This window comes from Vibrio sp. B1-2 (genome assembly GCF_963888445.1).
GTDB classification, from domain to species: domain Bacteria; phylum Pseudomonadota; class Gammaproteobacteria; order Enterobacterales; family Vibrionaceae; genus Vibrio; species Vibrio anguillarum.
This window is the reverse complement of the sequence record NZ_CAWPJH010000022.1, coordinates 308,043-332,604: the sequence shown is the minus strand read 5'-3', so window position 1 is coordinate 332,604 and position 24,562 is coordinate 308,043. Positions and strand designations below refer to the sequence as shown.

The following is a 24,562-nucleotide window of genomic DNA, read 5'->3' as shown; positions in this document are numbered from 1 at the left end:
AATGATCAGAGAATATGCCGTTGATCCTGATGCCTACACAAGAAATCGTGACTCCCTACAACGCTTCTTCACGGACTTTCGGGCTGAGCAGGGCCGAGTTGTGTCGGCAATCCCAAAAAACTGGGAAAGGGCACAACAAGCAAGTATACGCGCTATGGATTTGCAACCAGTAGAACGCAGGAAGTGCTTTGATGAGCTCAGAAAACTTTGTAATACATCTTTGATCCCAGGTATTACAGTGCCTGAGCATATTGATGAATGGTTAGCTCAAGCTAGACATGCGAAGGAGAGCTTCGTTATTCAAGCAATAATTACATCTATCTTTAATCAAGCAAATAGTGAATACGATTACGCAAGTATGATGTTTACTCAGCCAAAAGATTGGATAATAAATCAAACCAATAGCGTACCTAGAAATGCCGAATCGTTAGCTGATGCTATTTCCGTGTCACTTGCGCTAGCTGATGTTGCTATGTTTATTGATCCTTACTTTCACCCTTCTGATGATAGATATAGAAGACCTTTTATCGAGTTTATTAATCGACTTGCAGGTGGCCGTCGGCAATGCCGAAGAGCGTTAGTGTTTACTGCAATCCAAGGGGATAAAACCAGGGCAGAATTGCAAAGAGGGCTAGTAGAACATGTTAAACCGTTATTACCAGCCAGATTTGAAGTAGAAATGTCTATTTGGCCATCAAATCAAATGCACGACCGCTTTGTATTAACCAAACAAGTGGGGTATTCATTTGGGCATGGCTTAGATGAAGCAACCTATCAAGACGCGATCGAAGTCAATATACACAGGTTAGCTGAAACGGCTAGGCATGCTGAGTATCGTAAGTTTTCGAACACAGCTATTCGTCAAGGAGAGCCAATTGTCATCGTTGGCACGTAGAAAACTACACAAATATTAATGTCATTGGTATCTTCGGGTGCCTCTTTTTTGGTCAAAGGTTAGGTTTTTATGCGTCTTCAACTCAGTGCCACTAACGCACTAAACAAATGGCTTAAAGCCGATCTCCCTCGTTTGCCAGTGGAAGAAGGTAAACAAGCCGGAGTAAACAAACTGAGTTCAGATGCCAGCACCCTAAGCTGGCAGGTGCACATTATCGAAAACCGCTATCAATCTATTGAGAAAACCCTCATCGTCTGTGAAGCCAATAGCCGCTTCACTTATTTTATTCCCCTTGAACGTCTGTGTTATACCACTGAAGAGTTAGCTGAACGGCTAAAAATCGAGTGGCAATTTGCCTTTGTTGAAGCATTGGAAAACGGCGGTTTAGTCCATCGTTACGATATTGCCACACTGCTATCTAATCTCAATGCCATTGAGTTCACGCACCGCTGGATAAAAAACACCGATCTCAGTATTAACGGCCATATAGCCGACGCAGCACAATGGGTCACGCAAACCTTAGAGGATAGAAATCTCGAGCGCTTAAGCCAGCCGCTAGCATTTGAGATTTCTAACTATATCAACTCTCAAACCAAAAGCATTAAGGTGAACAACAAGAAGCAGCGCTTCATCCCAATCGAGCGATTGCTTGACTATGTCCAACAAATCACTAAAGAAAACTCACCTTCTGATGACATGAGCAATGTAGTTCCGTTTAGGCACTAGTTAATTTTCTTGATTTATCTGAAGGTAATAAAATTTACCACAGGTAAATATGGTTACGGGTTGTGTCGTTACGCTCTGACTTAATTTTAATAAAAACAAAAGGTTATAATTTGGCATGCTAGTTGATTAGTAACTCATAGCTTTCATAGAAAAAGGAAAAAGTTATGGGTTACGAAATAGATTTTTTAGGTGTTGGTGAAGAGTCTAAGAGTGGCGATGCGATAGCACTTCGCTACGGGAATCTACACGGTCCACGTGACGAGCAAACTGTTGTTGTGATTGACGGTGGCTTTCAAAGCACAGGTTCAAAGATTATTGATCACATCACCACTTGTTTTGGCACTTCTAAAGTGGACTTGGTCATTAATACTCACGCTGATCAAGACCATATTAACGGTTTGGAAACCGTCCTCAATGAACTCGAAGTAAAAGAACTTTGGATTCATCAGCCTTGGCTACATAACCAAGGACTTGCTGATAACTTCAAAGATGGACGCGTAACGGACAACAGCTTAGGGGAACGTCTTAAGCAAAACCTCGAAAAAGCGTGGTCGCTGGTTAAGTTAGCTGAGTCGAAAGGGATCAGTGTACGTGAACCTTTTACTGGTTTAACGGATACAGGCGGTGGTATCAAGGTTCTCGGTCCTTCTGTCGAATACTACGAATCCCTCATTCCTGATTTCGATGGCATGCCTGAAAAAGCCATTGCAACAAATGCATTAGAAAGCTTTTTTGAAAAAGCGGCTGCATCTATTCGTCGTTTTTTTGCTACTTGGGGCGAAGACCAGATTGATGATGAAGGGGTAACATCGGCGAAGAACAACTCAAGCGTTATCACTCAATTGGTCGTCGATGGCCGACGCTCCCTATTTACTGGTGATGCGGGCATTCAGGCTTTGGAACACGCGGCAGATCAAATTGAGCAGTGTATGAGCGGAGCAGACCTTCGATTTATGCAGATCCCGCATCATGGAAGTAAGCGTAATATTGGGACGACCGTTCTAAATCGTTTAGTTGGAGAGCCCATCAGACAAGGCTCATCTCGGAACATTACGGCGATTGCCTCTACGGCGAAAAATGGCGAGCCTAAGCACCCACGGAAAGCGGTGATGAATGCTTTCACTCACCGAGGTGTCAAAGCACTAGCGACGAGAGGTTCCAGTATTTGTCACCATTACAATGCACCTGGCCGTGATGGGTGGAATAGTATGAACCCTGAGCCATATCACTTCGACTATGAAGAAGAGGTGGCATAATGGCGGGAATCTCTATGAAAACTAATAACATTATCCCGCTCTCAGTACTGATGGTTCTTCAGCTAACAGTGATATCACTTGTAAATCAAAGTGCTTTTGATATCAGTTATGTAGATATACTAAAAGACACGAGTGGTGCGATGTTAGCAATAGGTGCGGTTTCGGGGTGGCTTAGCCACCTCATGCCTCCTGACCTCAAGAGCGTCTTGGTATTTTGGCGATGGAACAATGTGTTACCAGGGCATCGCTTTATACAGTTATCAGAGAAAGATCGACGTATTGACACTGCGCTCCTTAAGGCCCGCGTGTCCGAGTTTGAATTGTTGAAGCAAAATAATAGAGAGCAGAACAGTTATTGGTACAAAGAGTTTTATCGTCCTTCCAATAAGCAGGACGAAGTGGCTTCAACTCACAGAGCTTACTTATTATATCGGGATGCAGCTGCTGTATCTTTTGTCAGTGCCTTTGCGTTACTGGCCGCGAAGCAATTCTTGGGCGAGTATTTTTCAGAGGTAAGTTATCAGTCTTTGTGGGTATTTACCTTTGCAATCATAGGTTTTTCAATCGCAGCAAAAAATGCGGGGAACAGACTCGTAACAACGGCAATTGCCGTGAGTTTATGACGTGTTTCACTTGGCAACAAAATTAGAAAAGGAATTTATTGTGACAACAACAGTATGTGCAACAACGATGAATAGAAAAGGCAAGTTCCAAGCACTAATGGCTCAGATGAGCGATGGCTTATTGGAAAGTGAGCAGCAAGTCCGACTAATGATGTTAGCAGCACTTTCTGGTGAACATGTATTACTTGTAGGACCACCAGGAACCGCTAAAAGTGAATTGGCAAAGCGATTGTGAGCGGGGTCACTATCATAGAAAACATTGATGACCACCTAGATGTCGATGTTCAGTGTTTTGGCGAAGAGTTTGTTGAATTCTTATTTGATCATGTAGAAGGCTTAAAAGAGCAGATTCACGAACATGTTGAAAGAATAGAATATTTTGATAAATACATTGTGAGTCCAATCAGCGCTCATCTTATTGTCAGTTTAATGGCCAGCTTAAAACGTGCGATTGGTGGTTTTTCCGCTGAAATTATGTGTTGTAAGACAATATAGTTTGTTATGCATCCTTGAAAGTGTAACGTCTGTCTTAATGGTTAATATCTACGGTTGTAAGGGTGAACTGAACTAAAGCATAGTTCTTATAGAGGTAGTGCTTTCTGTGCTGATTGGAATCTAACAGAGGCGACAAACAGAGGCGATGTTGCCAAACTCATTTCTGCCCCAAACCTTGTTACGGTCGCTTTACTGCACTATGAGAAAACCTAATACAGAAAAACTCTACCGATAAGGCAGAGCTTTTTGAGGTGTTTTTTAAATACCAGTAACGAATAGCAGCGTTTCTTGAGCGTACGATTGAACGGTTTGTAGATCTAAGCTTTGAATCTTAGTATCAAAACCATCAGCGTGATGAAACGCCTTAGAAAGTTCATTAATTTTAGTGATTTGGCTTATCTGATTTGTACTAATTCAGACCTGATCTGACAGTTACCCACTTTTCGACTTGGTGCCTGTCAGATTATATCTGGGCTAGATTCTTTTCAGCCCAGATTGATTTCCCATCCTCTAATGTTTCTATCGGCGTTCTGCCACAGCACATTTTTCCTTGATGAGTACGGTGATTGTTATAGTAGTCCATCCATTCGTCCAGATCTTTCTGCAACTCTTCGATAGAACCATACAGTTTCTTTCTGAATGTCACTTGGTAGAACTCATTCAATACGGTCTTGTGGAAGCGCTCGCAGATACCATTTGTTTGTGGTGACATCGCTTTAGTTTTCGTGTGGTCGATATCATTAATGGCTAGGTAGAGCTGGTAATCGTGCTGCTCAACACGACCACAGTATTCAGTTCCTCGGTCAGTCAAGATTCGCAGCATTGGCAGTTCATGCGTCTCAAAGAACGGTAGAACCTTATCATTCAATATATCCGCTGCGGTGATTGGTGTTTTCGTTGTGTAGAGCTTGGCAAAGGCGACTTTACTGTAGGTATCAACGAAGGTTTGTTGATAGATGCGCCCAACACCTTTCAAGTTGCCAACATAGAATGTGTCTTGAGAGCCGAGATAACCTGGATGCGCTGTTTCTATCTCACCACAAGCTTCATCATCGTGCTTCTTACGCTCAAGAGCCGCAACTTGCTCGTCTGTTAGGATAATACCGTTCTCTGCGACCTGTTTCTCCAGTGCGATAAGACGTTTCTTGAAGTTCTCTAGGTCATTGCGAAGCCAGATTGAGCGTACGCCACTTGGAGAGATAAACACTCCCAATTTACGTAATTCATTACTCGTTCTAACTTGTCCATGAGCTGGGAAGTCGATGGCGTATTTGATAACGGCTTGCTCAGTTTCACTATCAACACGGTTCTTCAAATTCGGTGCTCTTCGGCTACGGTTAATCAGAGCATGAATACCCCCGTCTCAACCAACTCTTGATAACGGTAGAAAGTATCTCTTGATACCCCCATAGCCTTACAGGCTCTAGATACATTACCGAGTTCTTCTGCAAGATTGAGAAGGCCCGCTTTGTGTTTGATAATTGGATTGCTAGTATGAAGCATGAGAGTTACCTCTTTTTGTCTTTGATTAGTGATTAAGCACCTTTAATCAAAGTGGGTAACTCTCTTCTTTTCAAATTGAAGTGTCAGATCTAGTCGGAACTAATACAGGTCAAGTGCTCCTAGTTACGTTCCAGTGATGTTCACGCTCAGTGGTGTTCTTGTCAGCTATCACTTCTTTAAAACTAAATCGTAGGGAAATTGGACATGCAAAACATCCGTGGTTGGAGCCTGGCTCCAAAATCTCGCAAGATTCTAACAACAATTATGGTGGTATGTTTTTTAATCATAATGGGCAATCTAAATGTGCCTTATTATTCAGCAGTTCAATACTTTTCATTATGTACTTTGATGGTTGTGTGTGGGGTAAGGCTCTCCATTTTTCTTAGAATATGGTCAAAGCAGGAGTAATCATCATGTCTACCATTCAATAAAAAATGTATTAATAAATGAAACTTAAAGCTTAAAATATACACAACAAAAAAATAATTAATAATCTCTACTTGTGATTTTCATTCATACTATTGTAATCAATACAATCCTTATTATTGTCTTTTACTTGATTTATATTAAAATTATCCAGTCATATCCATCATCTATGACTTTGCACTAACAACTTAATAAAAGAAATTACTATGAAAAAAAAGCAAATTCTACCTTGTTTTATTCCAATCGCGACTATTGTATCGATGTCTTCTTTTCAAGCTCACGCCGTTTATAATGGTATTGAAATCGTTCCTCAAGATGCGCCTTATATGGTTTATTTAGAGCGTCGAGGGATCGTATGTAGTGGCGCTCTCATTGCTCCAAACACTGTCCTAACCGCTCAACATTGTGCCTTCGATAATTTGAATGCTCACTTCTTTTATTCTAAAAATAAAAATGGCACGATTAATGGTGAAATAAAAAAAGTGGTGAAATCTTACGCCATTGATCACCTTAACGACTATGATATTGCTATTTTAGAACTTGAGAGCACACCAGAGGGCATCGAATTTCTTCCTGTTGCATCAGACGATATCCCGCTAGGTGCTGAAGTCTACCCACTAGGGTATTCTTCTGGTCAATTAAAAAAAATGCCAATACCGGCAAAAGTTGCGGCCAAAGAGAACTCTAAAGCTTATTATACTGAGGTGCATTTCTCAGGATGCCCTACCTCCCCTTATTATTCCAATATCTATTATAACCAACCAAGCATAGAACATGATGAAGCAAGGTGTCGTTATTTCGAGTGGGCATTCAAAAAAACACAATCCCGAAATTTAGCACACGCAACACCATACACGATTAGTGTTGAAAACCCACCTCTACCGCCTTCTCACCCAGATTATGAATTAGATGAAAGTAGTGGCTACGTAACAAAATACAGTAGCACAAAAGGTGATAGCGGAGGTCCTCTCATTTTTGATGGTAAAATTTATGGTGTAGCAAGCTTTGTTGCCAATGTTTATTCCGCACCTTATAACGCAGCCACTTATTATGAAGGTTTAGGCCGTGAGGGAGCCTATGAATGGATTATGGAAACGGTGGCAAATATCCAGAGCCGAATAGAAGATAAAGACTCATCGCCAAAAGAACCATCAGAATCTAAGCCTATAATCTTCCTTGAAGATCTTGATGACACTGAACAACCTAAATATAGAACCATTATCTTTCCAGATAACTAAGCCTAATGCCCATAACCAACCAGAAAAAATGGTTATGGGCAAAACCTTTCCTAGGATATCCGAACACATCAAAGCCTGATAAACTGACCTTCTGAGATAACTTTCTTGAGTTGTTTGAACAGTTTTTTGACAAAAATGGTTTCAAAGAAATTTGCATCGCGAAAGTATTTTTTGAATCTCTTCCTCTGAGTAACTTCTCAATCATTGGGCTAAAACGACATTTATCTGCCTCGCTTCTTCGGTTCCTCTGTGATGCTGGTTCAAGGGAGCGTTGACGGTAGAGATATTTTATCGGTTTGTAGTCTGGAAACAAGCTCAGTGGTTCGCCTCGGACATTTGCTTCATAACAATTCACAACAGATCACAATATTAAAATTGTTTTATATATCCAGCAGATAATTCATGTCTAAACCATTGACTTTGTGTGGTTAATTAATGTACGACTACTTTATCCGCAGTTAATCCACCACAAGAGGTACCTAAAGTATGACTGAATATAAACAATTCAATTTTAGGCTGGGACGGCGCCTTTTCGCCACCTCGGTACTGTTAACCGCACTGGTTGCTATGCCTTCCGTCATTAGTGCCCAACCGCTCAGATTCATGGATTCTATCCAGACCGCCAATGATGGAGGGACCATCGAGCAGATTGCTAATACGATGGTTTTTCCTGCATTCCAGGGTGAACTCAAGCCTTCGGACAGTCTGGCTGTTGCGGCCATACTGAACGCTGAATCTGTCAGGTCGATCAAAGTGTTGGTTCCCTACGACGCCCCGGGGGCTCCACTCTTTACGCTAAGAGCTGGCGATCTCACCATTTCGGCTACTGTATTTGACCTTTACATGTCTGTTATCCTAGGCAGCGGTACGCCGCCGTTGATTGCAGAAAGTACTTTGTCTAAGCCGTTGTGGCGACCGATTCCAGAGGATGTTAAATATCTATTGTTCACGGCTTATATCGTACCTTGGATCACCCCGCAATCGGAATGGTCCGACAAACTGATTATTACGATGAATGAAGCCGCTGTGCATGATTCAAGAATCGTCACTGGCTGGGAAATGGCAAATCCGATTGTCTTGGATCTGTCCAATGAAGGGCTGGATGAGCTAATTCAAAGCTCGATTAGTGTTACCTCCAGCACGCTCGACAATCGTGGCATAGCATTCTTCGAACAACGTTCCGTGCCGTTTTCCGACTCATTCAGCTCGCACCATCGAAGTAAGCGTTGTTTCGAGGATTTTATCCAGGGGGTTTCATCGGCGACCTTGTGGTGGTGGGACAGGCTGTTTGGTGCGCCGAGCATGTGCTCGAGCATGACGCAACCAGGACTGCCGGCTCCGCAGATCGATCTCGTTCCTGCTCGGAATCAGCCCACCAACGTCGATCTGACCGTGTATGAAGCCGATGAGATTCAAGGGGGAGATGTACCTGACTTCGAGGTTGCGATGGGGGTGCAGTTCTGCAACGATCGTCCGCCCACACGCCGCACAGGCAACCCCGAAGACTGCACGCTGGCGGATCGTGATGCGATTCGTTTGATCGGCAATTTGTCACCACGCTCTGTGCGTGAGTTGATCCAGAACATCAACGATTACCATGCCGACAGCGAGGCTGGCGCAGCTGCACCGCTACATTTGAGGACTGGCAATGTGCAGCTTGATGCATGGATGGCGGCCGATCCGGAGCGCGCAGCCAATGCGCTGAGTAGTGCTGCGAGCATAGCTGAGGTCTCGGACAGTCGTGCCAATCCGGATAAGCCGAGCAACATGCGGCAGCGTAAGAAGAAAGTCGTCAAAGCCAGCTGTGCTGAAAACAACGTCAAGCGAGAAGCCAGCGAGCAAGGTTGGGAGTGTGTGAGGAAGGCCAAACGTAAACTCAATCGGCAGGGCGATGCGATCGCGGTACAACCTCAGTTGCAGACGGGCGGACGCTATTACTTAGCCGGAAGCAACGAGTTTCGTGTGTTGGTGCAGACATTCTTGCGACCTGGTCCGGAGTTACCAGCTGGCATCCGAACTAATGAGTTTGCTGAGCTAACTGCGGCGATCGCACACGACGGCGCGTCAACTGGTGACAATCTTGGCATCGTGTACCTGAATAATCCTGTAAACCGCGGCCGGCAGCGTTTTCCATTCGGACTCAACCATATCTGGGCTCCTGGCGGAGGTGGCGGCGAACAAGGCCACCGTGAGGATTGGCGAGCGCTCTCGGTCAATTCTATCTCTGACCTTACTCGCGTTATAATGGCCGCTCTGACCGACGTCCACGCGCAGTACACGCAAACTCGTACTGCTGATGGAAAGGTTGTTCGCACCTATAGACGCTTCAGTTTTATGAATGCTGGACGTCAGACTGTGTATCAGAACGTCCGTATCGTGCTGCGGCAAAACGGTATGGTTGTCACGGCGTTCCCGCTCAAGAATGCTAAACATGATGTTGTGCAGCTCAACATGTAAGCGTAAGCATCGCCGACATCCTATGACTAACATGGCGAGGACTTTTCTGAGTCAGCCTGCGGGCTGGCTGTAGAGAAGCTATCAGTAACAGAACAGCATGAGGGTATGTCTGCAAGCCAATATTGTGTGAGGTCAGCAAGATTGCATAAATGATCTTGATTGGCTCAGCAGAAAACAAAAAACACCGTAAAGGCTGTCTCTTATACATAAAACCCCAAGCTTGCAGCTTGGGTTTTTTTTTGAACTCTTTCACGAGTGTGATCTGAATACTTAATAATCCTTACTGAAACACTAAGATGACACACTCAGACGCTGAACTTTGGGCACAAGAGCAATTTGGACAAGCACAACTTAAAGCCCCTCGAAGAACACAACACTCAGTTTTCCGCATCAAAGTATAAAAGAGGAGCTCGGGCACACGAATCAAGGCGACAGAACTCAAGCTATCCACGCATATTCAACTTTACTTTTTGAACTGGCGGCATAGCCGCCTGAGCGAGCTACGCTCGAAAGCAAAGAGACTTAACCTTCACAGTGTGCTGACAATTCTGCATTACCCTAGTGGTCATGCACTTGCGATCACTCAGACAACTTTTCTCTCGTAATGGTACCTGGGGTACCAACTATCTTATTTCCATGGCATTGGTGTAATCCGATCTTTCAGTAATGACATAAAACCTGAAATTCTAGCTGAACGTTCTTTAGATGGACTGCTTAACAATGCAACGATATCAGCATTGGGTAACGAATAAGTCGATAATAGACGTATTAAATCACCACTATTAATTTGAGGCTGAACATCCCATTCCGATCTCATGATAATGCCAAGTCCTGCTATCGCCCAATCTTTGATGACCCTACCTTCATTGCTCGCAAGAGTTGGGGTAATTCGAATAATATCCGGTTGCCCTTTTTCATCTGTAAATTGCCATAACGTTACGTCTTCATTATTTTCTCGAAGGGCAATACATTCATGTCTGATTAGTTCATTTGGTGTTTGGGGAATACCTTTTCTTTCAATGTATTTTGGGGATGCACAAATAAAGCGTTGATTTTTAGCAAGTGTGATCATTTTGAGAGATGAATCATTTAATTCGCCGATATAGATAATAATGTCCCACTTATGATGCTTGGCCCAATTAGGATTATCAGAGAGTTCAAGTTCAACATCTAATTGTGGATGCATGGCTTTATACTCACCAAGTAAAGGGGCTATGTAGTCGTTACCAAACCCTAGTGGAGCCAGAACTCTTAGCTTGCCACAAACTTGTTCTTTTCTTTCGTTAATCAGCTCTTGTAAGTCGTCTAAGCCTTGGAGGATCAAACGTCCTTTGTTGAGTAAAAGTTGACCTTCTTCGGTCAGGGTAGCAATTCTGGATGGTCGCTGAATTAATTTTACCGCCAGCTTCTTTTCAATATGCTGAAGCCGAAGTGTGACTGATGGAGGTGTGATATTCAGTGCTCTGGCTGCTTCAGCCAGTGTACGGTTTTCGGCAATTGTCACAATAAACTTCAAATCTTCAGTAGTAACCATTTAGTTTAAACCTAATCTATAAGTTAATAGTTGTTAATGTACGATGAAATTTAATTGGTGGATACTAGAACGTGATACTTGGATCTAATCGCTGAGGTAAGAAAACATGTCTAACTTGAATCAAGCTTCTACGTTGATAGCTCAATATGAAAAAATTGACACGCCATTTATGTATGTTGATAAGTGTACATTTCTCAAAAACCTGACCCGAATGAGAAGCAACATAGAATCACAAGGGGCAAGCTTGAGACCGCATTTCAAAACACTTCGTTCACTTGAAGCGGCTCAATATTTATTACCCGATCACACTGCTCCAGTTACCGTTTCGACGGTGAAAGAAGCGGAAGAACTCGCTGCTATCGGGTATAAAAACATCGTTTATGCGGTCGGAATTTCAGCTCAAAAGTTACACAGAATATCTGAACTCATTTCGAAAGGAATTGATATTACAGTACTGCTGGATAGTGTGGAGCAAGCTATCGAACTCAATACGTTTTGTATAGAAAAGCAGTGTTCTATTGCTGCTTTGATCGAGGTGGACTGTGACGGGCATAGAGGTGGCGTTTCTCCTGAAGACCCTAAGTTATTAGATATTGCCCAGTTGTTGTGTGGTGGAAAGGCCCAGTTTGCGGGAGTACTTTGTCACGCAGGGGAGTCATATCACTGTTTTGATCCCCTCTCATTACAAAACAGTGCTGCGAATGAGGTTAAGGCTGCATTAGAAGCTGTTGATATTTTGAAACAGCATGACATCACCTGTGAGATTGTCAGTATAGGCTCAACACCAACGGCACACCACTATCAAGACCTTACGGGTATTACAGAGGTAAGAGCGGGAGTTTATTCCTTTTTTGACTTGGTTATGGCGGGAATCGGTGTTTGTCAGTATAGCGATATTGTTGGCAGCGTGGTTGCAACCGTCATTGGGCATAACAAAGTAAAAGGTTGGGTATTAATTGATGCTGGATGGATGGCGTTATCAGCAGATCGTGGCACGGCTAACCAGCCAACTGATTGCGGATATGGCTTAGTGACAAAAAATAACGGTGCCCCAGTTTCTAATGTGCAAGTGACAAATGTCAATCAGGAACACGGTATTATTGAAGCCGTAAATGGTGAAATCATCGACTTTTCTGATTTTCCAATTGGTAGTCGTATACATGTGTTGCCTAACCACGCCTGCGCCATGGCATCAATGCACAAGCAATACCATGTGTTTGATATTAAAAATGAAACTTATGAAATTTGGAATCGAGTTCAGGGGTGGTAAATGATTTATCTGAATGAGCAACAAACATCACAGCTTATTTCTCATCAACTTGCTTATGATGCGGTAAAAGAAGCATTTATAGCAGCAGTGAGTGATGAAGCAACACTGTTTCCTGTCGTTAATGCTGCTGGTTCGCAAGAAGGCTCCATGTTTTCTTTAAAGTCAGCTTGTACATCCAACTTAGTCGGTTGGAAAACAGGGACATATTGGCCCAATAATCGGGCATTAGATATGCCATGCCATGGAACGACTGTTTTTTTGCTAAAGCCAGACACAGGTGAATTGCAGGCAGCAATTGCAGCAAGTAAGGTAAATGCTTATCGAACTGCGGCTGCTGATGCTGTCGCTGTCGACTACCTAGCCCGAAAAGATTCAAAGGTTCTGACTGTATTTGGCACTGGACACCAAGCTGAATTCGAGGTTTTAGCAATTTGTGACATTCGTAAGATTGAAAAAGTTTTGGTCGTAGGCCGAAGCAACACAGAGGTATTTGTTGAAAAATTAAAGCAACAGGGTATTAATGCGGAAAGTGCCAGTGCACAAACTGCTTGTGAGCAAGCTGATATTATTGTAACCGCGACAACAGCCCAATCGCCTTTATTTAATGCCCAATGGGTGAAGAGTGGAACCCATATTTCTGCTATGGGGGCGGATAAATTTGGTAAGCAAGAGCTACCACCAGAACTTTATAATACGGCAAGGCTATTTTGCGACTATAGGATACAATCGGTTGCTATAGGGGAGTTTCAACATACGGTAAATTTACCCGTTACTGAGATTGGTCAGGTCATAACGGGAAATGCTCAAGGGAGAAAAACGGATAAAGAAATCACCGTTTTTGATAGCTCTGGCATTGCCATTCAGGATCTATTTGTCGCAGCAAAACTATTAGATTTGGTCGATAGAAAGGCTGCTGAATAATTTAGTCTGTCCAGTTGTGTTCACATACTAAAAGTGACTTTGCCATACCTAAAGTAATTCATGAAAAACTACATTAGCAAAGTCACTAGCAAACTTTTGTCCAAAAACGATTCTGAGATTAAATATCCTTTATAAGGGGGTGTGACGCCCAATGGAACGAAAACGCTAACAAAAAATAAAGCCATTTACTAATGGGTTCGAAAGTAAGCGAACATCATTTATAATGTAGGCTCCGTTCGCCAAGCTTATCGGATATTTACACACATGCGCCACGATGACGGTCGTAAACTTGATCACAAAACATTAGAAGCCATTCGCGTTCGCGCCGTTCAACGGGTCATGGATGGCGAGAGTCCAGAAGTCGTCATCAAAGCGCTGGGGATGAGCCGAGCACGAATCTATGAATGGCTGGCTGCCTACCGCGAGGGTGGCTTTGACGCGCTCAAGGCCAAGCAGATTTCCGGTCGTCCCAAGAAACTGAGCGGTGCTCAGATCCGGGAGCTGTATATCTGGATAACGACCTTTACGCCGGACCAGTTGAAGTTTGATTTTGCCCTGTGGACTCGGGGCCGAGTGCGTGAGCTCATCCGGCAAAAGTTCAACGTCCGGTTAAGCGATGTCTCGGTCGGTCGTCTGCTTCGAAACCTGGGGCTGACGCCTCAGAAACCCCTGCATCGGGCCTACCAGCAAAAGCCAGAGGCCGTGAAACAATGGAAAGAAGAGACCTACCCGGAAATTCGCAAGGAAGCAAAAAAAGTCGGCGCCACCATCTATTTCGGCGATGAAGCCAGCATTCGGTCTGATTATCACAGTGGCACCACCTGGGCACCCAGGGGTGAAACTCCGATCATCCGTAATACGGGCAGTCGCTTCAGCATCAATCTGATCTCGGCCATCTCGCCTCGCGGCGAGCTTCGCTTTAAGACCATTCAGGGCAACATGAACACCGATGCGTTTCTTGGTTTCCTCAAGGCTCTGGTGCAAGACGTTGACAAGCCGGTTTTCCTGATCCTCGATAACCACCCGGTTCATCATGCTCGTCGGGTTCGAGACTATGTTGAGAGTCTCGACGGCAAGCTCAGGTTGTTCTTCCTGCCGCCGTACTCGCCGGAGCTGAATCCTGACGAGTCTGTTTGGGGCTATATCAAATACCATCACGTCGGTAAAAAGATCATTAACAGCAAAGAACAACTTCGGAGCACTGTTTACCGGCAGCTTCGACGTTTGCAAAAATTGCCACGACTATTGAAATCGTTTTTTGGCCATCCGGATTTGGCTTATATCTCCGGGTAATGTTCGCTTACTTTATTTCGAATTAGTAAGTGCAAGGCTGTCCTTGCCCACCCTTAAGGCCACACCTTGAATTGCTGCCCGTTTCCAGATCCACCCCACCATAGTCAGCACCTGGAAGCGCGACCTATTGGAGAGCGCGTCCGACCTCCTCGAAGGCAAGAGTATAGTCGGTAAGCAATTCGATGAACTCAGCACGGACGAACTGTACCGTGAGATTCGCCGACTGACGGTGGAACGCAATTTTTGTTGCTTAAGCTCCTGGGTGGCTCGTTCCACTTTGGCTGAGCTCCATGTATTTCACAGAGCCCTTCGGAAAATCCTTGCGAACCAAAAGCACTTCATCAAACTGTCACATCAGTGACACGACGTTGTCATCTCTCAGCTTTATCGTTCAATTGTAACTCGCAATACGGCGAGCTTATTTATTGCAAAAGGTGATACTGTGGCCCCAACTCAATCAACCAATGTGATGCTTCGAGTCGAGAGTATGGGCGTAACCTACCCGGGAAACGTCCTCGCGCTCAAACCCACCAACGTTCACTTTCACAAGGGCGAATTCACCGTGCTACTGGGACTTTCAGGCGCGGGTAAATCCACTCTGCTTCGTTCACTGAATCACCTGGTTAAGCCCACAACCGGGAAGGTTGTGTCTGGCGAGTTTGGTGAACTGACCAACCGTAGAATCCTGCGACAGCACCGCAGCCGCACCGCCATGGTGTTCCAGCATCACCAGCTGATCGAACGATACACCGTGTTACAGAATGTGCTGACAGGCAGACTTGCGTATCACGGTACTTGGCGAAGCCTGCTTCCCCTGCCCCGGCAGGACCTGGAGTTGGCTCTGCAATGCCTCGACCGCGTAGGTCTGGCTGACAAAGCGCTTTCCCGAGTAGATCAGTTGTCCGGCGGCCAGCAGCAGCGGGTTGGAATCGCCAGAGCATTGGTGCAGCAACCATCCATGATTCTTGCCGATGAGCCCGTTGCCAGCCTGGATCCGGCCACTTCTGAAAAGGTACTCGGCCTACTGCGCGATATTTGTCAGGAAGATGGAATCACCGCGGTTATTTCCTTGCACCAATTGGAATACGCCCAGCGTTTTGCAGACCGGATCATCGGCCTTTCGAACGCTCATATCGTTTTTGACGATGCTCCTGAAAACCTGAAATCGAAACACCTGGACGAGATTTACCACCGTTCACCCAGCGTGGTAGCTGCGGAAGGCAAACCAGCCATCCATAAACCTAAGACCACCCCGATAACGACAGACGTACTGGAGATAGCACAATGAAGACAATGATTCACTCTTTGCTGGCTCTGATAATGATGCTCGGCATCCATTGGTCAGCCCATGCCGCAGATACAGACCCTGATCTTTTGAAAGTTGCCTTGCTGCCGGATGAGAACGCGTCAGAACTGATCAAGCGAAACCAACCTTTGAAGGATTACCTGGAAACCACTCTTGGTAAGGAAGTAGAACTGATTGTTACCACCGATTACTCCTCCATGATCGAAGCCATGCGTTTTGGCCGAATTGACCTGGCTTACTTTGGTCCGTTGTCCTATGTGATGGCCAAGAGTAAGAGTGACATTGAACCCTTTGCCGCCATGGTGGTAGACGGGAAGCCGACTTATCGCTCCATCATTATTGCCAATGCGGACTCTGGCGTTGGCTCCTTCGCGGATATCAAAGGCAAGAAAATGGCCTACGGTGACCGCGCATCCACTTCCAGCCACCTGATCCCCAAGACCGTACTCCTTGAGAAGGCAGAGCTCGAAGCCGGAAAGGACTATGAGGCTCATTTCGTCGGTAGCCATGACGCTGTTGCGGTTAACGTCGCCAATGGCAATGCCGACGCCGGAGGGTTGTCCGAAGTTATCTTCGAGCATGTGATGGACAGCGGTTTGATTGATCGGAGCAAGGTCAAAGTGCTGGGCTACAGCGGTGACTTTCCTCAATACCCCTGGGCCATGCGTTCGAACCTGGCCCCTGAGCTGAAGAGCAACATTCAGAAAGCCTTTCTGCAGATCGATGACCCGGAGATTCTCGACAACCTGAAGGCTGAGGGATTCGCGGCAATTACCGACGAAGATTACGATGTCATCCGCGCTATGGGTGGCCTGCTCAATCTTGATTTCGCAAAAATGTGAGGAGTGCCCCATGAACTATACAACGAAGGAACCGGCGACTCTGTCGCCGGCCCCGTCGGCCTCCGTGCTGGATGAGCACGCGAAAGGCTGGCGGAAAAAACTCGGACAGTCGCTGTTAGTGCTGCTCATCATTTTTGTCGCAAGTTGGCACGTAGGGCTGCTCAATTTCAATACACTTGCCAATGGCGTGCCAGCCATAGGCACACTCATTGGCGAATCTCTTCCACCTGACTTCACCAATGTGGCCAGCTGGGTGTCGCCGTTAATCGACACGCTTGCGATGAGCATTGCCGGTACTGCCATTGCAGTAACCTTGTCTGTGCCACTGGCATTCCTGGCTGCGCGCAACACCTCTCCACATCCGGTGGTGTTCCAAGTAACTCGAACCCTTTTAAACGGTTTGCGTTCAGTCCCGGAACTAATCATGGGCATCATCTTCGTGGCTGCTGTTGGTTTTGGGGCGTTGCCTGGCGTACTGGCGCTCGGTCTTCACTCCATTGGCATGGTTGGAAAGTTTTTTGCCGAAGCGATTGAGCATGTAGATGAGGCGCCAGTGGAAGCGGCCGATGCTGCCGACGCTACTCGCTTGCAGGTGCTCTATCACGCCGTGCTGCCACAAGTACTTCCTCAATTCGCGGACGTGTCCATTTATCGCTGGGAATACAATTTCCGTGCCTCGACCGTAATGGGCATGGTGGGTGCCGGTGGTATTGGCTTCGAATTGATGGGCTCGCTGAGAATCATGCAGTATCAGGAAGTCAGCGCCATTCTCATTGTCATCTTGTTGATGGTCACCGTCGTGGACAGTCTCAGTGGCCGCCTTCGTAAGAAATTCAAATAAGGACCGTCTATGAAACCCAAGATTGTGATAACCCATAAGATCCATGACAGTGTTCTGGATGAACTTGCCCAAGATTGCGAGCTGGTCACCAACCAATCCGGCGCCACGTTGCCCCAGGAGGAAGTGGCTGCGCGCGTTGCAGACGCTGATGCGATGATGGCGTTCATGCCAGACCGAGTTGGAGTGGAGTTCCTACAGGGGTGTCCGCGCTTGAAGGTGATTGGTGCAGCCCTGAAAGGCTATGACAACTTTGATGTGGATGCCTGCACGCGTCATGGGGTTTGGCTGACATTTGTACCGGATTTGCTAACCGTGCCTACTGCAGAGCTAGCGGTCGGGCTGACGATCAGTCTCACCCGACAAGTCAAGGCGGCGGACCACTTCGTTCGATCCGGTGAATTTACTGGCTGGACACCACGCTTCTATGGGCAGGGGATCGAAGGCTCACGGATTGGTATTGTGGGTATGGGGGCCATCGGCCAAGCGGTGGCGCAGCGCCTGAACGGATGGGGAGCGGATTTAATCTATTCCCAGCCGGAACGTTTACCCGTGCAGCATGAGCAGGCACTGGGTTTGTCCCATACTCCCCTCAAGATGCTGCTGGCCCAGTCAGATATTGTGATCCTGGCACTGGCGCTCAATGAGCAAACCCTCCACACCATTAATCGCGAAACGCTAACAGGAATGAAACCGGGCGCATTCCTTATCAATCCCTGCCGTGGATCTGTGGTGGATGAGGGTAGTGTTCTGCAAGCGCTTCAATCCGGTCAGTTGGGGGGGTACGCCGCTGATGTGTTTGAGATGGAAGATTGGGCGAGAGAAGATCGTCCGAGGGAGATCGCCCAGGGGCTCAGGGCCCACCCCAACACGCTGTTTACTGCTCACATCGGATCGGCAGTCAGCCAGGTGCGTCTGGCTATCGAGCAACGCGCTGCTCGGAACATTCTGCAAGTGCTTCGGGGTGAGCGGCCGGGTGATGCGATCAATGATCCCAGTGGCCGCGAGAGCGGCCCATGCTGAATCTTGTCTGGCTGAAGAGTTTCGTGGCGGTGCTGGACCACAACGGGTTTCAGGCCGCAGCCCGCCAGTTGGACATCGCACAACCCACACTGTCCCAGCACCTTCAAAAACTCGAAAACCAACTTGGCGTTTTATTGGTCCACAGGGGGCGCTCTGGCTGTGAGCCAACCCGGGCTGCCTTAACCTTGTTGCCTTTTGCCCGAAGTCTGCTCCGGCTGGAGGAGCAGGCGAGATCTTCCATTATGGAGGCTCGACTTCGCGTTGGGGCGAGCTCCAATATTGGGATTTATATGCTCCAGCCCTACATCCGTCGTTACAAGGAGCTGGGCGTAGGGCCCGAGGTGGATGTGGTAATAGATTCCAATCCGACTATTGCACGGCATTTATCGGACGGTGAGCTGGACGTGGCGATTATGGAGTGGTGGCATGATCTACCCGGATTCCATGCTCAGGCGTGGCGTAACGAGCCCGTTGTTCTAATCGTTCCGCCTGGTCACCCGTTAGCCCGTCGAACCGATATCGACCGCGATACGCTGTCTAACATGGCTCTGATCGGCGGCGAACCCGGCACCGGCACTGGCCGGCTTTTGGCGACCTACTTCGGTGAGCATGGGCCATTTCCGACGGTATCTATGCAGCTGGGTAGCACCGAAGCCGTCAAGCAAGCGGTTAAGGTCGGACTTGGCGCATCGTTGGTGCTTGAAAGTTCTGTACGGGAGGAGGTCCAAAATGGAAGTCTGGTGGCTATTCCCGTGAGTGAGCCTGGCCTTAGCAAGGAGCTGATGGTGATTTATCCGAGCAGCCTGGACAAACACAGGCCAGTATACTCGTTTGTTGGGCATCTCTGTGAATAGCTATTGGGTCCACCTCACGCATATCTAGCTGGGAATGCAGATACTGAGCCTCACGCTCACTTCGACAACGCAGTATTCCGTCATCTGCATATCGGCAGAATGGGATATCCGGATGACGAACGGTCAGCCAACGATCCAATGCATAATGCAGAAACAGGTTTGCCAGAACTGGCGATAACGGGCCACCTTGTGGTGTGCCAACGTTCCGTCGTTCCTGCTTACCATCTTTCGTCTGCATCGGTGCCGTTAGCCAGCGCCTCACATACAGCAGCACCCAGGATTCAGAGCAATGGTGGTCAAGGGCCTTGAGCAATAGCTCATGATCAATATGATCAAACAAGCCACGGATGTCATACTCCAGCACCCAGTCCCTTTCCCAGCACCGCTTTCGCGTGATCGCAAGCGCATCATGCGGGGATTTCCCGCGCCGATACCCGTACGAGTCCACATGAAAGACAGGTTCCAGGATAGGTTCCAGCGTCATAGTAACCACAGTTTGCGCTATACGATCGCTAACCGTGGGTACCCCGAGCAATCTTTCTCCTCCACTTTTCTTCGGAATTGGAACTGCTTTGACGGACGGTGGGAAATAGCTGCCGGACGACATCCGATTCCAAATTAGATAGAGGTTCTTACTTAAGTCTCGATCAAAGTCCTGAATCGTCTGGCCATCTACACCGGCCGCACCTCGATTTGATTTAACGCGCTGATACGCCTTCCATACCTGGCGCTTGGAATTTTTTTCTCTAATTGCGGAAATACCGAAATTAGATAAAACACAGCACGCCCCTCAGTTAGTAATATGGCTGCCCGATATCCCGGAATGATTATGAAGCGGAGATTGGTGTTGGCTTCATTTATGTTTTTTGATGCGCCTTAATAGAATGATGGTACCAATTCAGCCGAAGGCGAAACTGGAAATGAATACAACGGCAAAGCAGGCCGTCAGCCTGCTTTGCGTCTGCGTGAAGATAGGAATTAGTGCCCCTGGTGCCCCTGCCCTCCAGCAGCGCCATGCACGCCCTCTATATAGTGCATGTAATTGACGTAGTCAGCGACAAAGGCACGCCCCTTATCGCCGCTTTGATCAGCCATGGCCCTTGCACGCTGAGCCTCATGATAACGCTCACGAATACCGTTCTCGATCTTGCGGGTTATATTTGCCACGAGGCGATCAATTTGCCCGTTTTCCAACGCCGCATCCGCCGCCATTAAACCCGGATCAATCTGTCCGGAAGGCTTGATGCCGGTAAAGGGTGCGCCTTCGGAGGCACGATGCACCTCAACGAGCGTCGAGAACAGATGCTGATCGGCAATGTTTTTCGCAGTTTCGCTTTGCCCGCGGACTTGGCGCACATCGGCGAATACCCTTTTGATTTCGGCCTCATCCTTTGCCGGCACCCATTTGAGCAAGGGCTTAACATTGCCTGACTCCAGTGCCGCACGGGCTTCGGTAATCACGGGACCGTCCAGAGCATCACAATGAGCTTGGGCGCTACCGGCAAACATCAGGCTGAAGATTGCTGCGGCCACTGCGGGAACAGCAGTTTTGCGTAATTTGGTTTTCATACATGACCTCTTCATATTGCGTTGAGCTTCACGAGCACCGGGTTTGGTGACGCTTGGCAATCAGAGTACGGAAGGCAGGCCAAAGAAGCGTTCGCAAGTACGAAACCGAACCGATTCCATGGTTTAGAAATAAAAATAAACAATTCAGTTAGTTAGAGATTTCAGTATCGGGTGGGAGCGTACTCGAACGTCTGATTGCCAGGTTCAGGATGGAGGCTCGGGGCGAATATCGCCCTGCAGGGTTCGTCGGCGATATTCACTGGGGGTAAATCCTGTCTCTTTCTTGAAAGCAGTATTGAATACGGACTTCGAGTTGAAGCCAGAGTCATACATGATCTGCAGAATATTTGCCTGATTGGCTGCATCGGCCAGGCGCGATTTCGCCTCGTCGATGCGATAGCGACTGACGAACTCAAAGAAATTGCAGCCAAAGCCTTGGTTAATGGCCCGTGAAACCTCTCTTGAAGGGGCGCCCAATTTCCGTGAAAGTTGTTCCAGGGTCAGGTTGGGGTGCAAGTGGGGCTTTTCCTGGTGCATTAACTGTTGGAGCCTGACCTTTAAAGTTTGATCAAACTGCGGCGTGGGCTCTTCTTCCAGCAAGGCGGCCTGGTCTGCTGCCAATCCAGAGAAAACAACGGGTTGGCGAAGAGAGTTTATCATCAGAAAATTGATGAAAATGAAGCCCGTTACAGCGCCAGCGCCGGCCACCCACTCGGTTCCGGGCACGCTTCTAAACACATGCGCTGTAAGGCAGTACATCATGCTCACGGTCCAAGCCACTGCATAGCCGATCAGAAGCGTCCGTAACCACGCAAGTTGTTTGTTTTCAATACTCGAGAAAATCTGTCGAATACCAAGGCCGAAACGGTTAATCGCACGAATAGTCGCGTACAGGTAGCCCAGAAAGACCGCGTGAATAGCGACTGCAAGAAGGGGAGAGGTAAGTACGCCCGGGTGGTCCCGTTCAAGCAGAATCTGAACTTTGGTCTCGCTTGGCTGTAAATAATATTCAATCAGAAAAATTGCGCCGACCACCCAGAAGAGCAACGTGTGCACGAGATGCTTCCCGCGTAACTGGAAATTCTGATACATCAGCGATTGCGCATATAGATAGAGCGTGCCGGCTTGTAGAAGTCCGATGAGTGTTCCGAGGTAGGCGAAGTTTGGGTACTGGAGCGCAAGCCCGCTGCCATAGAGGAAGATCTCTCCCAGCCCGGCGGCGAAGAACACCAGAGTGGCAACCAGGAGTCGGTTAGATATGAGCCCACTGTTGGATGGAAGTAGGAGAAAAACGGCAAGAGCCAGCGATTGAATGATGCTCGTCAGCAGCACAATGTCGGTGAGTGTCAGATACATGCCAGATTCAGCTCCGCTTCAAAACCATCCTGCCGTCCTGTTGCCGGCGATCTGAGATGCAGGGTCATGCCGGCACCTTTAGCAATCGCATCGGCAATCGCGAGGCCCAGGCCAGAACCTGCAGCGTCCGTTTTGGCGCGTGCAAACCGGTTTCTTAAAAGAGCGAGCTGTTCCGGTGGCACTCTTGCACCGCCATTGCAGACCCTTAAAACCCCATTATCGTTCAGGTTGATCTTCACCGGCTCGCTACGGGAACCATGCTTAAGGGCATTCTCGATCAGGTTACGCACCAGGATGGCGAAGGCATCGGGATCAAGAAAGGAGTTCACTTCGCGCTCCGGCAGGGATAAAACAACTCGCCCGGGTGCCTGGGCCTCAAAATCCCGGGCAATCATCGCGAGGATGGGCACAAGATCCTGCTGGCTTTGTGAGAGTGCACCGCCACTTTCTGCTTTTGCCAACTCGAGCAGTTTTCCGGACAGCACCGAGAGACTGCGTAACGCTTCTTCAATTTCTGCAACATCATTCTTGAGATAATCATCGGGCATTCTGGTTTTCAGTCGCTGCACTTTGGCAAGCGCTGTTGCCAGGGGAGTTCGCAGTTCATGGGCACTGTTGGCGGTAAAGCTGCGTTCTGATTCGAGAGCACGATGCAAACGCTCAAGCAGCCGGTTGATGGCACCGGCGATTGGTTCAAATTCACGGGGTAACTGCTCTTCTACAACAGGGGACAGATCTCCCGCGCCGCGGGATTCAATGTCTTGCTGAAAATCGACCACCTTACGAAGGGAAAGCCGGACAATCCACCAGACACCCAACAGGCTGACCGGAATCAGCACCAGTAAAGGCAACAGTAAGGCTAATCCCGCCTCCAGAGCGGATTCACGCCGGTGCGCCAAGGGTTCGGCCACTTCAAGATAGATGGTATTGCTGACTGCAGATACGCCATATAGCCGGTGGGTCAGAGTATCTGAAAACCCTTCCGCGGGGGTCCTGCTAAACACGCCAGGGTCGGCATCGTGGGACTGGAGCAGAATATTTCCAGCTTCGTCCCGTACCAGATAGGTCAGGTATTCGTCATGGTCTTTCAGGGCTGGGGCCTTTTGATTGCCCGCGCCGTTCTCACGGTTCAGGATGTCGATGACCGCCAGTGGCAGTATGCGCTGGGCGGTTTCTTCCAGGGCACTGTCGAAGACCTCGTTCATTTCATGCTGTGCCACCAGTCCCGAAGCGGTCACGCCCAACAGCCAGAGTAGGGTGACACCGAGTGTCAGGCCGATACCGAGTGTTTTTTGCAGGCTGGTTCTAGTGGTCATGTGTTTCCAGGCGATAGCCCATTCCCCTGACGGTTACGATAGCGTCCCGCCCGAGCTTTTTACGCAGACGGCTGACATAAACTTCGATGGTGTTACTTTCGATTTCGGCCCCGAAAGCGTATAGACGATCCTCCAGTTGCGATCGCGATAACAGCATTCCGGGTCGCTGGATAAAGCCCTCAAACAATGCCCACTCCCGTGCCGTAAGTTCTACCGGCAGGCCGTTGCGACTGATGCGGTGATCGCCAAGATCAATCATCAGCTCGCCCACTTGTATGATCGGGCTTGGATTGCCGCGATATCGGCGAGCCACCGCGGCCACGCGGGCCGACAGCTCCGAAAGATCAAAGGGTTTGACCAGGTAGTCGTCAGCACCGGCATTTAATCCTTCAATCCGGTCAGACACCTGATCCCTGGCAGTAAGAATGATCACCGGTGTTGTTTTTCCGGTAGCCCGGAGTGTTCGCAAAAAGCCCAAGCCATGACCGTCGGGGAGCATCAGGTCCAGCAGAATCAGGTCGTAGGGTGTGGTCCTGACACTCGCCTCGGCAAAGCCCAGCGTTTGCACCCAGTCCACAGCGTGGCCGTCGTCCGCAATCTGATCCCGGACCGCCTCGCCCAATCCCACCGTATCCTCCACCAAAAGTACCCGCATCGTTCACCTCTGACCCAGCCCTGGAATCAAGATACTACAGCTCAAACTACAACTCAAACCTGACAACAGCCTGAATGGTCAATAACGCTTCGATCTCTCTTCACCGACCTTCAGCTGGCTGTCAGGTTTGGGCGCTAGCCTTCGGGGGAATATTCCAGGTACAGAT

At 47.9% G+C, this 24,562-nt stretch carries 22 protein-coding genes and 1 pseudogene; 16 read left to right on the top strand and 7 right to left on the bottom strand.

The window, feature by feature from the left end; all coding sequences use genetic code 11:
* Position 1 precedes the first annotated feature (1 nt).
* The 6 genes from AACQ75_RS09765 to AACQ75_RS09740 all read left to right on the top strand — a co-directional run bounded on the left by AACQ75_RS09765 (position 2) and on the right by AACQ75_RS09740 (position 3,995).
* A complete protein-coding gene (locus AACQ75_RS09765; RefSeq protein WP_064626401.1) occupies positions 2–895 on the top strand; it encodes a hypothetical protein in 894 nt (297 codons plus the stop codon).
* A 69-nt stretch (positions 896–964) separates the two neighbouring features.
* Entirely contained in the window at positions 965–1,621 is a 657-nt protein-coding gene (locus AACQ75_RS09760; protein WP_064626399.1) for a hypothetical protein, read from the top strand.
* A 164-nt stretch (positions 1,622–1,785) separates the two neighbouring features.
* The gene (locus AACQ75_RS09755) at positions 1,786–2,877 is read left to right on the top strand and encodes a ComEC/Rec2 family competence protein (protein WP_064626397.1); all 1,092 of its coding nucleotides are present in this window, start codon (positions 1,786–1,788) and stop codon (positions 2,875–2,877) included.
* A gap of 14 nt (positions 2,878–2,891) precedes the next feature.
* Positions 2,892–3,500, top strand: a complete 609-nt coding sequence (locus tag AACQ75_RS09750) for a hypothetical protein (protein WP_232471694.1) — start codon at positions 2,892–2,894, stop codon at positions 3,498–3,500.
* Between the two features lie 40 nt (positions 3,501–3,540).
* Complete coding sequence (locus tag AACQ75_RS09745) at positions 3,541–3,735, top strand: ATP-binding protein (protein WP_232471693.1); 195 nt, start codon at positions 3,541–3,543, stop codon at positions 3,733–3,735.
* Positions 3,732–3,995: a hypothetical protein gene (locus tag AACQ75_RS09740; RefSeq protein ID WP_064626392.1), complete on the top strand. Its 264-nt coding sequence runs from the start codon at positions 3,732–3,734 to the stop codon at positions 3,993–3,995. Before AACQ75_RS09745 ends, AACQ75_RS09740 begins: the two co-directional genes overlap by 4 nt.
* Before the next feature lie 463 nt (positions 3,996–4,458).
* Here the strand turns inward: AACQ75_RS09740 and AACQ75_RS09735 are convergent.
* Positions 4,459–5,498: pseudogene (locus tag AACQ75_RS09735) on the bottom strand (IS481-like element ISVvu4 family transposase).
* 632 nt (positions 5,499–6,130) lie between these two features.
* Here AACQ75_RS09735 and AACQ75_RS09730 point away from each other — a divergent pair.
* Both AACQ75_RS09730 and AACQ75_RS09725 read left to right on the top strand, forming a co-directional pair.
* Positions 6,131–7,162 (top strand): trypsin-like serine protease, encoded by a 1,032-nt coding sequence (locus AACQ75_RS09730; RefSeq protein WP_064625778.1) that lies wholly within the window; start codon positions 6,131–6,133, stop codon positions 7,160–7,162.
* 486 nt (positions 7,163–7,648) lie between these two features.
* A complete protein-coding gene (locus tag AACQ75_RS09725; RefSeq protein WP_064625779.1) occupies positions 7,649–9,619 on the top strand; it encodes a hypothetical protein in 1,971 nt (656 codons plus the stop codon).
* A gap of 628 nt (positions 9,620–10,247) precedes the next feature.
* On the opposite strand, the gene AACQ75_RS09720 is transcribed toward AACQ75_RS09725, so the two are convergent.
* Complete coding sequence (locus AACQ75_RS09720) at positions 10,248–11,153, bottom strand: LysR family transcriptional regulator (RefSeq protein ID WP_064625780.1); 906 nt, start codon at positions 11,151–11,153, stop codon at positions 10,248–10,250.
* 106 nt (positions 11,154–11,259) lie between these two features.
* On the opposite strand from AACQ75_RS09720, the gene AACQ75_RS09715 reads away from it, so the two are divergent.
* The 8 genes from AACQ75_RS09715 (at position 11,260) to AACQ75_RS09680 (ending at position 19,500) form a co-directional block, all read left to right on the top strand.
* Positions 11,260–12,423: an alanine racemase gene (locus AACQ75_RS09715; protein ID WP_064625781.1), complete on the top strand. Its 1,164-nt coding sequence runs from the start codon at positions 11,260–11,262 to the stop codon at positions 12,421–12,423.
* Positions 12,424–13,344, top strand: coding sequence for an ornithine cyclodeaminase family protein (locus tag AACQ75_RS09710; protein WP_064625782.1), 921 nt, complete (start codon positions 12,424–12,426; stop codon positions 13,342–13,344).
* 264 nt (positions 13,345–13,608) lie between these two features.
* Complete coding sequence (locus AACQ75_RS09705; protein WP_054645368.1) at positions 13,609–14,637, top strand: IS630 family transposase; 1,029 nt, start codon at positions 13,609–13,611, stop codon at positions 14,635–14,637.
* Between the two features lie 469 nt (positions 14,638–15,106).
* Positions 15,107–15,925 (top strand): phosphonate ABC transporter ATP-binding protein, encoded by an 819-nt coding sequence (phnC, locus tag AACQ75_RS09700; RefSeq protein WP_052481507.1) that lies wholly within the window; start codon positions 15,107–15,109, stop codon positions 15,923–15,925.
* A complete protein-coding gene (phnD, locus tag AACQ75_RS09695) occupies positions 15,922–16,785 on the top strand; it encodes a phosphate/phosphite/phosphonate ABC transporter substrate-binding protein (protein ID WP_041154771.1) in 864 nt (287 codons plus the stop codon). Before phnC ends, phnD begins: the two co-directional genes overlap by 4 nt.
* Before the next feature lie 10 nt (positions 16,786–16,795).
* On the top strand, positions 16,796–17,626 hold the full coding sequence (phnE, locus tag AACQ75_RS09690) for a phosphonate ABC transporter, permease protein PhnE (RefSeq protein WP_170888559.1): 831 nt from the start codon (positions 16,796–16,798) through the stop codon (positions 17,624–17,626).
* Between the two features lie 9 nt (positions 17,627–17,635).
* Entirely contained in the window at positions 17,636–18,646 is a 1,011-nt protein-coding gene (locus tag AACQ75_RS09685) for a phosphonate dehydrogenase (RefSeq protein WP_041154770.1), read from the top strand.
* Positions 18,640–19,500, top strand: coding sequence for a LysR family transcriptional regulator (locus AACQ75_RS09680; protein ID WP_011783503.1), 861 nt, complete (start codon positions 18,640–18,642; stop codon positions 19,498–19,500). The genes AACQ75_RS09685 and AACQ75_RS09680 overlap by 7 nt, the downstream gene beginning before the upstream one ends.
* On the opposite strand, the gene ltrA is transcribed toward AACQ75_RS09680, so the two are convergent.
* The 5 genes from ltrA to AACQ75_RS09655 form a co-directional block, all read right to left on the bottom strand.
* On the bottom strand, positions 19,415–20,251 hold the full coding sequence (ltrA, locus tag AACQ75_RS09675) for a group II intron reverse transcriptase/maturase (RefSeq protein ID WP_199453126.1): 837 nt from the start codon (positions 20,249–20,251) through the stop codon (positions 19,415–19,417). The two genes, AACQ75_RS09680 and ltrA, sit on opposite strands and share 86 nt — an antisense overlap.
* Before the next feature lie 227 nt (positions 20,252–20,478).
* On the bottom strand, positions 20,479–21,069 hold the full coding sequence (locus AACQ75_RS09670; RefSeq protein WP_041154769.1) for a DUF6448 family protein: 591 nt from the start codon (positions 21,067–21,069) through the stop codon (positions 20,479–20,481).
* A gap of 204 nt (positions 21,070–21,273) precedes the next feature.
* Entirely contained in the window at positions 21,274–22,425 is a 1,152-nt protein-coding gene (locus tag AACQ75_RS09665) for a helix-turn-helix domain-containing protein (RefSeq protein ID WP_041154768.1), read from the bottom strand.
* Complete coding sequence (locus AACQ75_RS09660) at positions 22,416–23,741, bottom strand: ATP-binding protein (protein ID WP_064626390.1); 1,326 nt, start codon at positions 23,739–23,741, stop codon at positions 22,416–22,418. Before AACQ75_RS09660 ends, AACQ75_RS09665 begins: the two co-directional genes overlap by 10 nt.
* Positions 23,731–24,396, bottom strand: a complete 666-nt coding sequence (locus AACQ75_RS09655; RefSeq protein WP_019677802.1) for a response regulator — start codon at positions 24,394–24,396, stop codon at positions 23,731–23,733. The genes AACQ75_RS09660 and AACQ75_RS09655 overlap by 11 nt, the downstream gene beginning before the upstream one ends.
* Positions 24,397–24,562: the final 166 nt, after the last annotated feature.

Excerpts from the sequence above, each read along its gene's own strand:
- AACQ75_RS09765 (WP_064626401.1), top strand. The coding sequence starts at position 2 with ATGATCAGAGAATATGCCGTTGATCCTGATGCCTACACAAGAAATCGT.
- phnD (WP_041154771.1), top strand. The coding sequence starts at position 15,922 with ATGAAGACAATGATTCACTCTTTGCTGGCTCTGATAATGATGCTCGGC.
- AACQ75_RS09680 (WP_011783503.1), top strand. The coding sequence starts at position 18,640 with ATGCTGAATCTTGTCTGGCTGAAGAGTTTCGTGGCGGTGCTGGACCAC.
- AACQ75_RS09755 (WP_064626397.1), top strand. The coding sequence starts at position 1,786 with ATGGGTTACGAAATAGATTTTTTAGGTGTTGGTGAAGAGTCTAAGAGT.
- AACQ75_RS09760 (WP_064626399.1), top strand. The coding sequence starts at position 965 with ATGCGTCTTCAACTCAGTGCCACTAACGCACTAAACAAATGGCTTAAA.
- AACQ75_RS09710 (WP_064625782.1), top strand. The coding sequence starts at position 12,424 with ATGATTTATCTGAATGAGCAACAAACATCACAGCTTATTTCTCATCAA.
- AACQ75_RS09670 (WP_041154769.1), bottom strand. The coding sequence starts at position 21,069 with ATGAAAACCAAATTACGCAAAACTGCTGTTCCCGCAGTGGCCGCAGCA.
- AACQ75_RS09655 (WP_019677802.1), bottom strand. The coding sequence starts at position 24,396 with ATGCGGGTACTTTTGGTGGAGGATACGGTGGGATTGGGCGAGGCGGTC.
- AACQ75_RS09705 (WP_054645368.1), top strand. The coding sequence starts at position 13,609 with ATGCGCCACGATGACGGTCGTAAACTTGATCACAAAACATTAGAAGCC.
- AACQ75_RS09685 (WP_041154770.1), top strand. The coding sequence starts at position 17,636 with ATGAAACCCAAGATTGTGATAACCCATAAGATCCATGACAGTGTTCTG.
- AACQ75_RS09730 (WP_064625778.1), top strand. The coding sequence starts at position 6,131 with ATGAAAAAAAAGCAAATTCTACCTTGTTTTATTCCAATCGCGACTATT.
- phnE (WP_170888559.1), top strand. The coding sequence starts at position 16,796 with ATGAACTATACAACGAAGGAACCGGCGACTCTGTCGCCGGCCCCGTCG.
- AACQ75_RS09750 (WP_232471694.1), top strand. The coding sequence starts at position 2,892 with ATGAAAACTAATAACATTATCCCGCTCTCAGTACTGATGGTTCTTCAG.
- AACQ75_RS09720 (WP_064625780.1), bottom strand. The coding sequence starts at position 11,153 with ATGGTTACTACTGAAGATTTGAAGTTTATTGTGACAATTGCCGAAAAC.
- AACQ75_RS09715 (WP_064625781.1), top strand. The coding sequence starts at position 11,260 with ATGTCTAACTTGAATCAAGCTTCTACGTTGATAGCTCAATATGAAAAA.
- phnC (WP_052481507.1), top strand. The coding sequence starts at position 15,107 with ATGCTTCGAGTCGAGAGTATGGGCGTAACCTACCCGGGAAACGTCCTC.
- AACQ75_RS09725 (WP_064625779.1), top strand. The coding sequence starts at position 7,649 with ATGACTGAATATAAACAATTCAATTTTAGGCTGGGACGGCGCCTTTTC.
- AACQ75_RS09665 (WP_041154768.1), bottom strand. The coding sequence starts at position 22,425 with ATGTATCTGACACTCACCGACATTGTGCTGCTGACGAGCATCATTCAA.
- AACQ75_RS09660 (WP_064626390.1), bottom strand. The coding sequence starts at position 23,741 with ATGACCACTAGAACCAGCCTGCAAAAAACACTCGGTATCGGCCTGACA.